This is a genomic window from Vibrio sp. 10N.261.46.E11 (assembly GCF_041472735.1).
In the GTDB taxonomy this organism is placed as follows: domain Bacteria; phylum Pseudomonadota; class Gammaproteobacteria; order Enterobacterales; family Vibrionaceae; genus Vibrio.
Map to the genome: position 1 here is coordinate 27,589 of NZ_JBFRQW010000061.1, position 14,044 is coordinate 41,632.

Annotated in this window: 13 protein-coding genes; 3 read left to right on the plus strand and 10 right to left on the minus strand. The window is 45.8% G+C overall.

The annotated features are described in order from the left end of the window. Positions 1-33: 33 nt before the first annotated feature. The gene (gene ilvD / locus AB4407_RS18300) at positions 34-1,875 is read left to right on the plus strand and encodes a dihydroxy-acid dehydratase (RefSeq protein ID WP_372121553.1); all 1,842 of its coding nucleotides are present in this window, start codon (positions 34-36) and stop codon (positions 1,873-1,875) included. A gap of 2 nt (positions 1,876-1,877) precedes the next feature. Further along, positions 1,878-3,422, plus strand: a complete 1,545-nt coding sequence (gene ilvA / locus AB4407_RS18305) for a threonine ammonia-lyase, biosynthetic (protein WP_372121554.1) — start codon at positions 1,878-1,880, stop codon at positions 3,420-3,422. A gap of 97 nt (positions 3,423-3,519) precedes the next feature. Here the strand turns inward: ilvA and punR are convergent, their stop codons facing one another. Continuing rightward, positions 3,520-4,434 carry a DNA-binding transcriptional activator PunR gene (gene punR / locus AB4407_RS18310; RefSeq protein WP_372121555.1) on the minus strand — a complete coding sequence of 305 codons (915 nt, stop codon included), beginning with the start codon at positions 4,432-4,434 and terminating at the stop codon, positions 3,520-3,522. Positions 4,435-4,597: 163 nt separating this feature from the next. On the opposite strand from punR, the gene punC reads away from it, so the two are divergent. Further along, positions 4,598-5,809, plus strand: coding sequence for a purine nucleoside transporter PunC (punC, locus tag AB4407_RS18315; RefSeq protein WP_372121556.1), 1,212 nt, complete (start codon positions 4,598-4,600; stop codon positions 5,807-5,809). Positions 5,810-5,960: 151 nt separating this feature from the next. Here the strand turns inward: punC and glmU are convergent, their stop codons facing one another. The 9 genes from glmU to atpB form a co-directional block, all read right to left on the minus strand. Next, positions 5,961-7,322, minus strand: a complete 1,362-nt coding sequence (gene glmU, locus AB4407_RS18320; protein WP_372121557.1) for a bifunctional UDP-N-acetylglucosamine diphosphorylase/glucosamine-1-phosphate N-acetyltransferase GlmU — start codon at positions 7,320-7,322, stop codon at positions 5,961-5,963. Between the two features lie 182 nt (positions 7,323-7,504). Continuing rightward, entirely contained in the window at positions 7,505-7,927 is a 423-nt protein-coding gene (locus tag AB4407_RS18325; protein WP_004735742.1) for a F0F1 ATP synthase subunit epsilon, read from the minus strand. An 18-nt stretch (positions 7,928-7,945) separates the two neighbouring features. Beyond that, a complete protein-coding gene (gene atpD / locus AB4407_RS18330; RefSeq protein ID WP_019825544.1) occupies positions 7,946-9,349 on the minus strand; it encodes a F0F1 ATP synthase subunit beta in 1,404 nt (467 codons plus the stop codon). A gap of 34 nt (positions 9,350-9,383) precedes the next feature. Continuing rightward, positions 9,384-10,250 (minus strand): F0F1 ATP synthase subunit gamma, encoded by an 867-nt coding sequence (gene atpG, locus AB4407_RS18335; protein ID WP_016794171.1) that lies wholly within the window; start codon positions 10,248-10,250, stop codon positions 9,384-9,386. A 48-nt stretch (positions 10,251-10,298) separates the two neighbouring features. After that, positions 10,299-11,840 carry a F0F1 ATP synthase subunit alpha gene (gene atpA, locus AB4407_RS18340; protein WP_010433235.1) on the minus strand — a complete coding sequence of 514 codons (1,542 nt, stop codon included), beginning with the start codon at positions 11,838-11,840 and terminating at the stop codon, positions 10,299-10,301. Between the two features lie 13 nt (positions 11,841-11,853). Continuing rightward, positions 11,854-12,387, minus strand: a complete 534-nt coding sequence (atpH, locus tag AB4407_RS18345) for a F0F1 ATP synthase subunit delta (RefSeq protein WP_009848122.1) — start codon at positions 12,385-12,387, stop codon at positions 11,854-11,856. A gap of 15 nt (positions 12,388-12,402) precedes the next feature. Continuing rightward, on the minus strand, positions 12,403-12,873 hold the full coding sequence (gene atpF / locus AB4407_RS18350; RefSeq protein WP_010433231.1) for a F0F1 ATP synthase subunit B: 471 nt from the start codon (positions 12,871-12,873) through the stop codon (positions 12,403-12,405). Between the two features lie 59 nt (positions 12,874-12,932). Next, positions 12,933-13,190 (minus strand): F0F1 ATP synthase subunit C, encoded by a 258-nt coding sequence (gene atpE / locus AB4407_RS18355; protein ID WP_004411110.1) that lies wholly within the window; start codon positions 13,188-13,190, stop codon positions 12,933-12,935. A 49-nt stretch (positions 13,191-13,239) separates the two neighbouring features. Beyond that, positions 13,240-14,037 carry a F0F1 ATP synthase subunit A gene (gene atpB, locus AB4407_RS18360; RefSeq protein WP_009848124.1) on the minus strand — a complete coding sequence of 266 codons (798 nt, stop codon included), beginning with the start codon at positions 14,035-14,037 and terminating at the stop codon, positions 13,240-13,242. Between the last annotated feature and the right edge of the window lie 7 nt (positions 14,038-14,044).

Consider the following 14,044-nt stretch of genomic DNA (forward strand, 5'->3'; position numbering starts at 1 on the left):
GCAACAGCCAAATATTTTATAAGGATTTAAGCAATGCCAATCTATCGTTCAGCTACGACTACCCACGGACGCAACATGGCTGGTGCGCGCGCTTTATGGCGTGCAACTGGCGTTAAAGATGATGACTTCGGTAAACCAATCATCGCGGTTGTAAACTCGTTCACTCAATTCGTACCAGGCCACGTTCACCTTAAAGATATGGGTCAACTGGTTGCGGGTGAAATCGAGAAAGCCGGCGGTATCGCTAAAGAATTCAACACCATCGCAGTGGATGATGGTATCGCAATGGGCCACGGCGGCATGCTGTACTCACTGCCATCACGTGAGCTTATCGCAGACTCGGTAGAGTACATGGTCAATGCACACTGTGCAGATGCGATGGTGTGTATCTCTAACTGTGACAAAATCACTCCGGGAATGATGATGGCAGCAATGCGCCTTAACATCCCAGTGATCTTTGTATCAGGCGGCCCAATGGAAGCAGGTAAAACCAAGCTTTCAGATCAAATCATCAAGCTAGACCTTGTTGACGCGATGATTCAGGGTGCAGATCCAACCATTTCTGATGAGCAAAGTGAGCAAGTAGAACGTTCTGCATGTCCAACATGTGGTTCATGTTCAGGTATGTTCACGGCTAACTCAATGAACTGTCTAACTGAAGCACTTGGCCTATCTCAACCAGGTAACGGCTCTATGCTAGCAACGCACGCTGACCGTGAAGAGCTATTCATCAATGCAGGTAAGCGCATCGTTGACCTAACTAAGCGCTACTACGAGCAAGATGACGAATCAGCACTGCCACGCAACATCGCTAACCGCGCAGCCTTTGATAATGCAATGGCGCTAGATATCGCAATGGGTGGTTCAAGTAACACAGTTCTTCACCTTTTAGCGGCGGCTCAAGAAGGTGAGATTGACTTTGATATGGGTGATATCGACGAGATGTCTCGCCGTGTTCCACACCTATGTAAGGTTGCTCCTTCAACACCTAAATACCACATGGAAGACGTTCACCGTGCTGGTGGCGTAATGGCTATCCTAGGTGAACTAGACCGTGCTGGCCTGTTAAACAACCAAACACGCACTGTACTTGGCCTAAGCATGCAAGAGCAGCTCGCTCAATACGACATCATGCAGACCGAAGACGAAGCCGTGCTTAAGTTCTTCCGTGCAGGCCCTGCGGGCATTCGTACGACTAAAGCCTTCTCACAAGATTGTCGTTGGGATCGCCTTGATGATGACCGTGTCGATGGTTGTATTCGTACCAAAGAGAACGCATTCAGCCAAGAAGGTGGCCTAGCGGTACTTTCAGGTAACATCGCCGTTGATGGTTGTATCGTCAAGACCGCGGGTGTTGATGAGGAGAACCTGAAATTCCAAGGTCCTGCAATCGTGTTCGAAAGCCAAGACACGGCGGTAGACGGTATATTAGCGGGTAAAGTAAAAGCCGGCGAAGTGGTTGTTATTCGTTACGAAGGTCCTAAAGGTGGTCCGGGCATGCAAGAAATGCTCTACCCAACTACTTACCTAAAATCTATGGGTCTAGGTAAGTCTTGTGCGCTTCTAACGGACGGACGTTTCTCTGGTGGTACTTCGGGTTTGTCTATCGGTCACGCTTCTCCAGAAGCTGCAAGTGCCGGTGTTATTGGTCTAGTGAATACTGGCGACATCATCACTATCGACATCCCTAGCCGCTCAATCACACTTGATGTGCCTGAAGCTGAGCTAGAAGCGCGTCGTGTTAAGCAAGACGCACTAGGCTGGAAACCAGAAAACCGTCAGCGTGAAGTTTCATTCGCACTGAAAGCTTACGCAAGCATGGCAACCAGTGCCGACAAAGGCGCCGTGCGTGATAAGTCTAAGCTTGAGGGCTAACTATGAGTGATGACACGGTCAGTCCCGTAAAACAAACTGGCGCAGATTACCTGCGTCAGATCCTGAGAGCGCCGGTTTACGAAGCGGCAATCGTGACACCTCTGCAAGAGATGCCTCGCTTAAGCGCGCGCATTGGTAATCAGGTTCAGCTAAAGCGAGAAGACCGTCAGCCGGTCCACTCGTTCAAGCTACGTGGTGCCTACAACATGGTATCAAGCCTTTCAGAGCAACAGAAAGCTGCTGGTGTGATTGCTGCATCGGCGGGTAACCACGCTCAAGGTATGGCGCTGTCCGGTTCTAAACTTGGTATTCAAACCACGATTGTGATGCCAAAAACCACTCCTGATATCAAGGTTGATGCGGTACGTGGCTTTGGCGGTAACGTGGTTCTGCACGGCAGCAACTTTGATGAAGCGAAGGCAGAGGCTGAACGCCTTTCTGCTGAACACGGCTATACCTTTGTGCCTCCATTTGATCACCCATTGGTGATCGCTGGACAAGGCACTATGGGCATGGAGATGCTGCAGCAGAATGGTCACATGGATTACATCTTTGTGCCTGTTGGTGGCGGTGGCTTAGCTGCTGGTGTTGCTGTGCTGGTTAAACAGCTGATGCCAGAAATTAAAGTCATCGCGGTTGAACCAGAAGACTCATCTTGCTTGAAAGCAGCTCTCGATGCCGGTGAGCCAGTGGTACTGGATCAGGTCAGCATGTTTGCAGATGGCGTTGCGGTTAAGCGCATTGGCGAAGAGACCTTCCGCCTATGCCAACAGTACATCGATGGTCATATTGCCGTGTCTAGCGATGAGATCTGCTCTGCGGTAAAAGACATCTTTGAAGACACTCGTGCGATTGCTGAACCTTCGGGAGCGCTGGCTCTGGCTGGTCTCAAGAAGTTTGCTGAGCAGAACCAACTGCAAGGCAAGCAACTGGCAACGATACTGTCTGGTGCTAACACCAACTTCCACGGTTTGCGCTATGTGTCTGAACGTTGTGAGTTGGGCGAAAAACGAGAAGGTCTACTTGCGGTGACGATTCCAGAGCGACAAGGTGCATTCCTAGAGTTCTGTAATATTATTGGCGGCCGAGCGGTGACGGAGTTTAACTACCGCCACAACGACGAAAGCCTAGCGAATATCTTCGTTGGTGTACGTCTGCAAGGTGGGCAAGAAGAGCTCGAGCACATCATTAATGACCTACGTGAAGGCGGCTACCCAGTTGTCGATCTGTCTGATGATGAGATGGCAAAACTTCATATTCGTTACATGATTGGCGGCAAACCATCGAAACCATTGCAAGAGCGTCTGTACAGCTTCGAGTTTCCAGAATATCCAGGTGCATTGATTAAATTCCTTGATACCTTAGGTACTCACTGGAATATCAGCCTGTTCAATTATCGTAACCACGGCGCCGATTACGGTCGCGTATTGTGTGGCTTCGAACTTGGTGATGATGATTTGGCTCAGTTCTCGACACACCTACGAGAGCTTGGCTATCAGTGTAAAGACGAAACCGATAACCCTTCTTACAAGTTCTTCTTGTCTTAAGAGTTAACGACCAATAAAAAGAGCGAGTATTTACTCGCTCTTTTTATTGGTGCTAATTCAGCTCAAGCTTGAAAAGGATCTTCTTGTAAAGAGATCATTAGATCGCCTTGCGATGATCCAACCAATCCTGGTGAAGTTGATCACTCGACCCTAAGTACTTCACCATCCATTCGATCAGTTTATGGTTATCGTCTTTTCGCCACACCAAACAACAATGACTCTGCGGGCTCGGCTCGGGCAGTATTTTTTCCACCAGCAAGCCTTGCTCGATAATTGGCGCGGCAATGTGCCTCGGCATATAACCCACCCCAACACCATTTTTAAGGCATTCTATTGCGCTGTACCAGTTAGGTAGCAATAGACGCCTTTGATTTGAAAAGTGCCCTGTGTGTCGCTTAGGCAGTACACTAGAGGTATCATCCAAACATATTGCTGGGTATTGACTGACAAAGGCTTCATTAAGGTTTTGCTCTCGCACACACGGGTGACTAGGTGACATCACAAACGCCCAATCTAACCGCCCCATATCCTTAACTTCAAAGTCACCACCAACCGGAATCGCCGAAGTAGCACCAATCACAATATCCGCCCTGCCTTGTGCAATGGCTTCCCAAGAACCATTAAACACTTCCATGTTGATCTGCAGCTCAGCGAACTCAAAGGTTTGATAAAACTCTTCAATCATCGGCTTCATCTTGTCGAGCTTAACCACGTTATCAAGCGTTAGGCGCAAGGTTTTCTTCCAACCACGCGCTGCTCGGCGAGTCTGGGCACTGAGTTCTTCCATTTGCCTCAGCAGTTGACGAGCCTCTTCAATAAACAGCTCTCCTGCAGGTGTCAGCTCTACTTTTCTTGGTAAGCGTCTGAAAAGTAGAACATCAAGCTCTTGCTCTACCTGCCTAACCCCATAGCTGATCGCTGAGGGCACTTTGTGCAACTGTTCAGCAGCTGCGGTAAAACTACCCAAGCGCGCCACAGTGTCGAGCATTTCTAACGAGGATTTAGAGAACATAAGCCTTCAAATTTTTTGATTGATAACCACATATTTTAGCGTTTTATTTTATCAGGTCTGAAAAATAGAATGTCAGCATAGATAAACAGGGGCTTTCACTTCTGTATATCAAACAATTTCTTTGATGATAAAAACATCATTACCTTTAGTTTAATGGCATCTTATGAATATTTCTAAATTTCAATTGGTCTACCTTGCAGTTCTTTCCATGCTTGGCTTTATTGCGACCGATATGTACCTTCCTGCATTTAAGGCAATGGAAGTTGATTTCGCAACCGGCCCGGAGCAGATTGCTCTATCTCTAACCGTATTCCTTGGCGGTATGGCAATGGGTCAGCTTCTTTGGGGTCTGGCAAGTGACAAGTATGGTCACCGCAATACGTTGGCGGTTGGTCTTGTTATCTTTACTGCAGCTTCATTCGGCTTAGCATTCAGTACCGAAGTATGGCACCTACTAACGCTGCGCTTCATTCAAGCGATCGGTGTGTGTGCGCCTGCGGTAATTTGGCAAGCCATGGTTATCAAGCGTTACTCTCAGAGCAGTAGCCAACAAATTTTTGCGACTATCATGCCTCTAGTAGCGCTATCTCCAGCATTAGCACCTCAACTGGGTGTGTTGCTAGCAGACAGCTTTGGCTGGCACAGTATCTTCATTACATTGACTTTGATGGGCGCACTACTAATTGCAACAACAATGGCTCAACCAAAAGAAGCGCCTGAAGTAAAGCAGACATCGATTAAGACAGACATCAAGATGTTGATAAAATCAAAGCCTTACATGGGCAATGTATTGATGTTTGCTTCAGCGTCAGCAGCGTTCTTCGCTTACCTAACGGGTATGCCCGAAATCATGGCTCAGCTAGGTTATGAAGCAAAAGACATTGGCTTGAGCTTCATTCCACAGACAATCGCCTTTATGGCTGGTGGTTACTTCGGTAAGCAAGCAGTGAAGAAGCTCGGTGATGGCATCGTATTACGAAACCTGATTGGTTTGTTTAGTGTTGCCGCATTATTGATTTTCATTGCATCACAATGGGAACTAACTTCAATCTGGCCTCTACTAGCACCTTTCTGTCTAATTGCCGTAGCGAATGGCGCCCTTTACCCAATCGTAGTAAACCGTGCTCTATCAAGTGCGAAACAGAGCCCTGCGACAGCGGCTGGCTTACAAAACAGCCTGCAAATAAGTATTAGTGGCCTAGCAAGTGCATTAGTTGCAGCAATGGCAAGCCAAGCACTAAGCGCAACAGGTATCGCGGTAATGATTTGTTTAGGTGCATTGTGGGTTGGCTATATTGTTTCGAACAAAGAACTGTCTGACCACTTTGTTGCACCAGATAACTCTCGCGTAGTAACAGAAGACACCCAAGACTAGCTTCTAGCTTCTAGCTTCTAGCTTCTAGCTTCTAGCTTAAGAAAACAAAAAAGAGCGAGATTAATCGCTCTTTTTTTATATCTAGATATCTAAGAAAAAACCAGTAGCGGTGCTACTGGCTTTCATTGAAGTCATCTTATTTATTGCGAGACTATTTTTTCTTAGTCGGACGCTGCCAGTTGGCAATTTTACGTTCTTTCGCACGACTAATAACAAGCTCGTTCTCAGCAACATCACGAGTCACCGTTGAGCCCGCACCAACAGTTGCGCCTTTACCAATAGTAACAGGTGCGATGAGTTGGCTATCTGATCCAATAAACACGTCATCGCCAATGATGGTTTTAAACTTGTTTGCACCATCGTAGTTACAAGTAATTGCACCCGCACCCACGTTTACACGTTGACCGATCTCAGCATCACCTAGGTAAGTAAGGTGATTAGCTTTAGAACCCTCACCAAGACGAGTGTTCTTCACTTCAACAAAGTTACCTACATGCGAATTGTTACGCATGTCAGCTCCAGGACGTAAGCGAGTGAAAGGACCAAGCGTACAGTCTTCACCAATTGTCGCACCTTCGATTACGCTGTATGGGCGAACGATAGTGTTGTCATCAATCTCACAGTCTTTCAGTACACAACCAGTGCCGATAACCACGTTGTCGCCGATGCTTACACTGCCTTCGATGATAACGTTAGTATCAATCTCAACATCCATACCACACTGCAATTCACCACGCAGATCAAAGCGGCTTGGGTCGCGTAACATTACGCCTTGCTTCAATAGCTTGTCTGCTTGTTCAGCTTGGTAAGCGCGCTCTAGACGAGCCAGTTGTGAGCGGTCGTTCACGCCTTCAACTTCAATTGGGCTTACTGGATGTACAGCCTCAACCGCACGCCCTTCATCGTGAGCCGCTGCAATAACGTCAGTTAGGTAGTATTCACCTTGCGCGTTGTCGTTGCTTAGACCAGACAACCAACGCTTCAGATCGCCACCAGTAGCAACCATAACGCCGGTGTTGATCTCTTTGATAAGCTTCTGCTCATCGGTTGCATCTTTTTGTTCAACGATAGCCACAACAGGACCATTACGACGAATAATACGACCGTAGCCCATAGGGTTATCTAGAACGACTGTAAGTAGTGCGATACCACCGTTTGGTTGAGCGTCTAATAGGTTTTCAATGGTTTCAGGAGAGATAAGCGGAACATCACCGTATAGCACTAGTACTTTTTCATCATCAGCGAAATGTGCAGATGCCTGATCCACAGCGTGGCCAGTTCCCAACTGCTCAGCTTGCAGTGCCCAATTTACAGATTCTTCAGTTAGAGTAGCCTTCATCTGATCACCACCATGGCCGTAAACCAAGTGGATATTTTGAGCGCCTAAGCCATTACATGTATCGATAACATGCTTCACCATTGGCTTACCCGCAAGCGTGTGCAGAACCTTTGGTGTGTTTGAATACATGCGAGTGCCTTTGCCCGCCGCGAGAATCACTGCGCTAAACTTCATTGTAAACCTATCCAACAGTATTTTTATTAAGCCGATATTGTAACCATTTTTGGACAAAAAATTAAATCACAATAACCATTTAACCAGTAGTGATGCTTAAAATATGCATTTTTCAGAACCTAAAAATGCAAAAAGGCGACCCTTAGGTCGCCTTTATCTCAGAGTCTATAATCTTAAAAAGATTAACGACGCTGCTTTGTCAGTTCGATAACTCGTAACTGAGCAATGGCTTTAGCCAGTTCACCGGCCGCTTGTGCGAAGTCTATGTCGCCATGCTGATTTTGGATATTCTCCACAGCCTTGCGTTTAGCTTCTTCCGCCTTTGCTGCGTCTAGCTCTTCACCACGGATAGCTGTATCAGCCAGTACAGTCGCTGTACCAGGCTGAACTTCTACCATACCACCAGAAACATAAATAATTTCTTCGTGGCCGTGCTGCTTAACAATACGCACCATACCAGGCTTGATAGCGGTCAGCAGTGGAGTGTGACCATGGAAAATACCAAGCTCACCCTCACTACCGGTCACCTGAAACGTCTCAACAAGACCAGAGAAAATTTGTTTCTCGGCACTTACAACGTCTAGGTGAAAGGTTATTGCTGCCATATCGCCTCCTAGTTAGCCTTATAGCTTCTTAGCATTCTCAATAGCTTCGTCAATTGCACCACAGTACATGAACGCTTGCTCTGGAATGTCATCGTATTCACCAGATAGAAGACCTTGGAAGCCACGTAGAGTCTCTTTAAGAGGTACGTAAACGCCTGGGTCACCTGTAAATACTTCCGCTACGTGGTAAGGCTGAGTTAGGAACTTCTCAATCTTACGAGCACGAGATACAACTTGCTTATCTTCTTCAGATAGCTCGTCCATACCTAGGATAGCAATGATATCTTTCAGCTCTTTATAGCGCTGAAGAGTAGACTGAACGCCACGAGCGATGTCGTAGTGCTCTTGTCCAACTACCAATGGATCCAGTTGACGTGAAGTAGAATCTAGCGGGTCGATCGCTGGGTATAGACCCATAGATGCGATGTTACGGTTAAGTACAACCGTTGCATCCAAGTGAGCGAACGTTGTTGCTGGAGACGGGTCAGTCAAGTCATCCGCTGGTACGTATACCGCCTGTACAGACGTGATAGAACCAGATTTAGTTGACGTGATACGCTCTTGTAGAACACCCATTTCTTCCGCTAGTGTAGGTTGGTAACCTACCGCAGAAGGCATACGACCTAGAAGTGCTGATACTTCAGTACCTGCTAGTGTGTAACGGTAGATGTTATCAACGAACAGTAGAACGTCACGACCTTCGTCACGGAAGCGCTCTGCCATTGTTAGACCAGTCAGTGCAACACGTAGACGGTTACCTGGTGGCTCGTTCATCTGACCGTAAACCATCGCTACTTTTGATTCTTCAGGTTTTTCAACGTTTACAACGCCAGCTTCCTGCATCTCAAAGTAGAAATCGTTACCTTCACGAGTACGCTCACCTACACCTGCGAATACAGATAGGCCTGAGTGTTGAAGTGCGATGTTGTTGATAAGTTCCATCATGTTAACGGTCTTACCTACACCAGCACCACCAAATAGACCGATTTTACCACCCTTAGCGAATGGACAAATCAAGTCGATTACTTTAACACCAGTTTCTAGAAGAGCTGTCTCGTTAGACTGCTCTTCGTAGCTTGGAGCTTCACGGTGAATGGCGTAATGCTCTTCAGCACCGATTTCACCACACTCATCAATCGCGTCACCTAGGACGTTCATGATACGACCCAATGTCTTAGTACCTACTGGTACTGAGATTGGAGCGCCAGTATTTTCAACTGTCAAACCACGACGTAAACCATCAGAGCTACCCATTACGATTGCGCGAACTACGCCACCGCCAAGTTGTTGCTGAACTTCAAGAACTAGACGTTCTTGTACTTCATTAACATTCAGAGCGTCGTATACACGAGGTACTTCACCCTGTGGGAACTCTACGTCGACTACCGCACCGATGATCTGTACGATCTTACCTGTAGCCATCGTTAATCCTCTAACTATTTAGTTTTACCTAAGCTTAAACCGCAGCTGCGCCTGAAACGATCTCAGAAAGTTCTTGTGTAATCGCCGCTTGACGCGCTTTGTTGTACACAAGTTCTAAGTCATCAATAATGTCACCAGCGTTATCTGTTGCTGATTTCATAGCAATCATTCGAGCCGCTTGCTCACAAGCAAGGTTCTCAACCACACCTTGGTACACTTGAGATTCGACATAGCGAACCAATAGTGCATCTAGTAGTGGTTTTGGCTCGGGCTCATAAATGTAGTCCCAAGAATGACTGCGTTTCATTTCTTCGCTGTCTGATTTAGGCAAAGGAAGTAATTGATCGATCGTTGGTTCTTGAACCATAGTGTTTTCAAACTTGTTGAACACTACGAACAGGCGATCTAGTTCGCCTTCATCATATTTCTTCAGCATAACGCTCACAGAGCCAATCAAGTCTTCAAGGCTTGGACGATCGCCCAGACCAGAAACTTGAGCTGCTACTTTCGCGCCGCTGTTGTTGAAAAATGCTGTTGCTTTAGAGCCTACAATTGCAAGCTCAACATCAGCACCTTTCTCAGACCAATCTTTCATGTCGTTCATGGCTTTCTTGAACAAGTTAATGTTCAAACCACCACAAAGACCACGGTCTGTAGAAACGATGATGTAACCAACACGTTTGGCTTCACGTTCCTCAAGATAAGGATGCTTATACTCGAGGCTACCATTAGCCAAATGACCGATCACTTTACGCATTGTTTCTGCATATGGACGAGTAGCTTCCATTGCGTCTTGAGAACGACGCATTTTTGAAGCTGCTACCATTTCCATTGCTTTCGTAATCTTCTGTGTGCTTTTAACACTACCGATTTTATTACGTATCTCTTTTGCGCCGGCCATCGTTACTCTCCGTTAATGGTATGAGGTGGCCCTAAGACCACCTACCAATTACCAGGTCTGGGTTGCCTTGAAATCGTCAACAAGCTTCTTCAGCTCAGCTTCGATTTCTTTATTGAAAGCACCCGTTGTGTCGATCTGTGTTGCTAGATCGGCATATTGACCACGAGCAAACGACAGTAAAGCAGCTTCAAAATCTAGAACTTTAGAAAGTTCAACGTCTTGAAGGTATCCACGCTCTGCAGCGAAGATTACTAGAGCTTGGTCAAATACAGACATAGGAGCGTATTGCTTCTGCTTCATCAGTTCTGTAACTTTTTGACCGTGGTCTAGCTGCTTCTTAGTCGCTTCATCAAGATCCGAAGAGAACTGAGCAAATGCTGCAAGTTCACGGTATTGAGCTAGAGCAGTACGGATACCGCCAGATAGCTTCTTGATGATTTTAGTCTGCGCCGAACCACCTACACGAGAAACTGAGATACCTGGGTCAACAGCTGGACGTACGCCCGCGTTGAATAGCTCAGTTTGTAGGAAGATCTGACCATCAGTAATCGAGATTACGTTCGTTGGTACGAATGCAGATACGTCACCAGCTTGCGTTTCGATGATAGGAAGAGCAGTTAAAGAACCAGTCTTGCCTGTCACTTCGCCGTTAGTGAATTTTTCTACGTATGCTTCGCTTACACGAGCAGCACGCTCTAGTAGACGAGAGTGAAGGTAGAAAACATCACCTGGGAACGCTTCACGACCTGGTGGACGCTTAAGTAGTAGCGAGATTTGACGGTAAGCTACAGCTTGCTTAGATAGATCATCATAAACAATCAGTGCATCTTCACCGCGATCACGGAAGTATTCGCCCATCGCACAACCAGCATACGGTGCAAGGTATTGCAGCGCTGCAGATTCAGAAGCAGATGCAACAACAACAACAGTGTTTGCTAGTGCGCCGTGCTCTTCTAGTTTGCGAACTACGTTAGCAATAGTCGACGCTTTTTGGCCGATAGCTACGTAGATAGAGAAAATACCAGAATCTTTTTGGTTAATAATCGCATCGATCGCCATTGCTGTTTTACCAGTTTGACGGTCACCGATTACTAGTTCACGTTGACCACGACCGATAGGGATCATTGAGTCAACAGACTTGTAACCAGTTTGAACAGGTTGATCTACCGATTTACGGTCGATTACACCTGGTGCGATAATTTCTACAGGCGAAGTCAGTTTAGCTTCGATTGGACCTTTACCATCAATTGGCTCACCTAGCGTGTTTACAACACGACCAAGCATTTCAGGACCTACTGGTACTTCTAGAATACGACCAGTACCTGTAACTTTCATGCCTTCCTGTAGGTCAGCATACGGGCCCATTACAACAGCACCAACCGAATCACGGTTCAAGTTTAGTGCTAGAGCGTAACGGCCACCCGGTAGTTCGATCATTTCACCTTGCATCACGTCCGCTAGGCCGTGGATGCTAAGGATGCCATCGCTTACAGAAACGATAGTACCTTCATTGCGAGCTTCACTAACAACGTCGAAAGATTCAATACGTTGTTTAATTAGATCGCTAATTTCAGTGGAATTAAGTTGCATGCTCCAATCCCCATTAAGACTGCAATGCATCGCTCAGGCGGTCTAAACGACTGCGCGCTGAGTTATCGATGACTAGGTCTCCGGCTCGAATAATAACTCCACTAAGTAGAGTCTCATCTATACTGCAATTCAGCTGAACTTTGCGCGCTAAGCGCTGTTCCAATTTGCTGCTGATCTCTGCACGTTGTTCTTCAGAAAGTTCTACCGCTGAAGTGACTTCAACGTCGATCTCTTTCTCATACTCTTTTTTGAGTATAAAGAACTCTTTACAAACATCAGGAAAAGCCATTAAGCGGCCATTCTCTGCCATCACTTTAATTAAGTTCTGACCGAATTCATCAAATTGTTCGCCACAAATTACAATGAATACTTCAGCTAATTTTTCAGCAGTCATAGAACCGCTTAATAAATTGTGAACATCATCATTTTGTGCCACTTCGGCAGCAAAAGTAAGCATTTGACCCCATTGGTCTAGCTCACCTTTATCTACCGCAAAGTCAAACGCTGCTTTAGCATAGGGGCGTGCGATTGTAGTCAAATCAGACATATACAGCCCCTTGCTTTAAAGTTTTGCAGTAATGTTGTTAAGAAGATCATCGTGTACATCTTTATCGATTGTACGTTCAAGGATTTTCTCAGCACCAGCTATAGCCAGAGTTGCGACTTGTTTGCGCAGGTCATCACGGGCACGTGTACGCTCTGCTTCAATTTCAGCTTCAGCTTGCGCTAAGATTTTCTGGCGTTCTGCCTGAGCCTCTTCGCGTGCTTCATCAATAATTTGAGCTTTACGTTTGTTTGCCTGATCAATAACCTCAGTTGCAGTGCGCTTTGCTTCTTTCATTTGCTCAGAAGCGTTGGCTTGTGCCAGGTTCAAGTCTTTAGCAGCGCGTTCAGCGGCTACTAGACCGTCAGCAATTTTTTTCTGACGTTCTTCAATTGCTTGCATGATTGGTGGCCATACATATTTCATGCAGAACCAAACAAACAGTGAAAAAGCAATTGCTTGACCTAGCAGAGTTGCGTTCATATTCACAACAGCTACCCCTCGTTAAGAATCAACTACAAAAATTTAATTAACTATTTAGAAGTTAATTAGCCTGCTAGTTGACCAACAAATGGGTTAGCAAACGTGAATAGTAGTGCGATTACGATACCGATCATTGGAACAGCATCCAATAGACCAGCGATGATGAACATCTTAACTTGTAGCATTGGAGCCATTTCAGGTTGACGCGCAGCGCCTTCTAGGAATTTACCACCAAGAATAGCAAAACCAATTGCAGTACCTACGGCACAAAGACCAACAATGATAGCAACAGCGATTGCTGAAAAACTTAGTACAGTTTCCATTTACGTTCTCCGATTAACATTAATAGTTAGAATAAAGCTTAAAAATTTTTTAGTGATCACTATCTTCATGAGCCATTGATAAGTAAACGATTGTTAACATCATGAAAACAAAAGCTTGAATCAAAATAACCAAGATATGGAAGATAGCCCAAGGTAGTGCACCTACCCATTGTAAATACCACGGTAGCATTGCCGCGATAAGAATAAACACCACCTCACCCGCAAACATATTACCAAATAAACGCATACCTAGAGACAGTGGTTTCGCTAGTAACGAAATTACCTCAAGTACCAAGTTAAATGGAATCATGATTGGGTGATTAAATGGATGCAGTGCCAATTCTTTAGCAAATCCGCCTAGGCCTTTTACTTTGATGCTGTAGTAGATCATCAGAGCAAAAACACCCAAAGCCATTGCCATTGTTATATTAACATCAGCTGTAGGAACCACTTTCAAATAAGGGATACCTAGCCAATGCTCTGCAGGATACGGTAAGAAATCGATAGGCACTAAGTCCATCAAGTTCATAATGATAATCCAGCAGAATATAGTCAGTGCGAGTGGGGCAATCAGAGGGTTGCGGCCATGGAAAGTTTCTTTAACGTTGTCGCCAACGAATTCCACTACCATTTCAACAAAACACTGAAGCTTACCAGGTACACCTACTGTTGCTTTCTTAGCGACTGAGCGAAAAACCCAAAGGAATAACATCCCTGTCAACACCGAAAAAAACAGACTGTCTATATGTACGTTCCAGAAACTTGTCTCCTCTACAAGACCAAACTTAGCTAAAGAAAGGTTTTGTAAATGGTGTTCAATGTATCCGGATGCTGTTGGCGCAGCCATAACTCAT

Excerpts from the sequence above, each read along its gene's own strand:
- atpH (WP_009848122.1), bottom strand. The coding sequence starts at position 12,387 with ATGTCTGATTTGACTACAATCGCACGCCCCTATGCTAAAGCAGCGTTT.
- atpA (WP_010433235.1), bottom strand. The coding sequence starts at position 11,840 with ATGCAACTTAATTCCACTGAAATTAGCGATCTAATTAAACAACGTATT.
- ilvD (WP_372121553.1), top strand. The coding sequence starts at position 34 with ATGCCAATCTATCGTTCAGCTACGACTACCCACGGACGCAACATGGCT.
- glmU (WP_372121557.1), bottom strand. The coding sequence starts at position 7,322 with ATGAAGTTTAGCGCAGTGATTCTCGCGGCGGGCAAAGGCACTCGCATG.
- atpB (WP_009848124.1), bottom strand. The coding sequence starts at position 14,037 with ATGGCTGCGCCAACAGCATCCGGATACATTGAACACCATTTACAAAAC.
- atpD (WP_019825544.1), bottom strand. The coding sequence starts at position 9,349 with ATGGCTACAGGTAAGATCGTACAGATCATCGGTGCGGTAGTCGACGTA.
- ilvA (WP_372121554.1), top strand. The coding sequence starts at position 1,878 with ATGAGTGATGACACGGTCAGTCCCGTAAAACAAACTGGCGCAGATTAC.
- punC (WP_372121556.1), top strand. The coding sequence starts at position 4,598 with ATGAATATTTCTAAATTTCAATTGGTCTACCTTGCAGTTCTTTCCATG.
- atpG (WP_016794171.1), bottom strand. The coding sequence starts at position 10,250 with ATGGCCGGCGCAAAAGAGATACGTAATAAAATCGGTAGTGTTAAAAGC.
- AB4407_RS18325 (WP_004735742.1), bottom strand. The coding sequence starts at position 7,927 with ATGGCAGCAATAACCTTTCACCTAGACGTTGTAAGTGCCGAGAAACAA.
- atpE (WP_004411110.1), bottom strand. The coding sequence starts at position 13,190 with ATGGAAACTGTACTAAGTTTTTCAGCAATCGCTGTTGCTATCATTGTT.
- punR (WP_372121555.1), bottom strand. The coding sequence starts at position 4,434 with ATGTTCTCTAAATCCTCGTTAGAAATGCTCGACACTGTGGCGCGCTTG.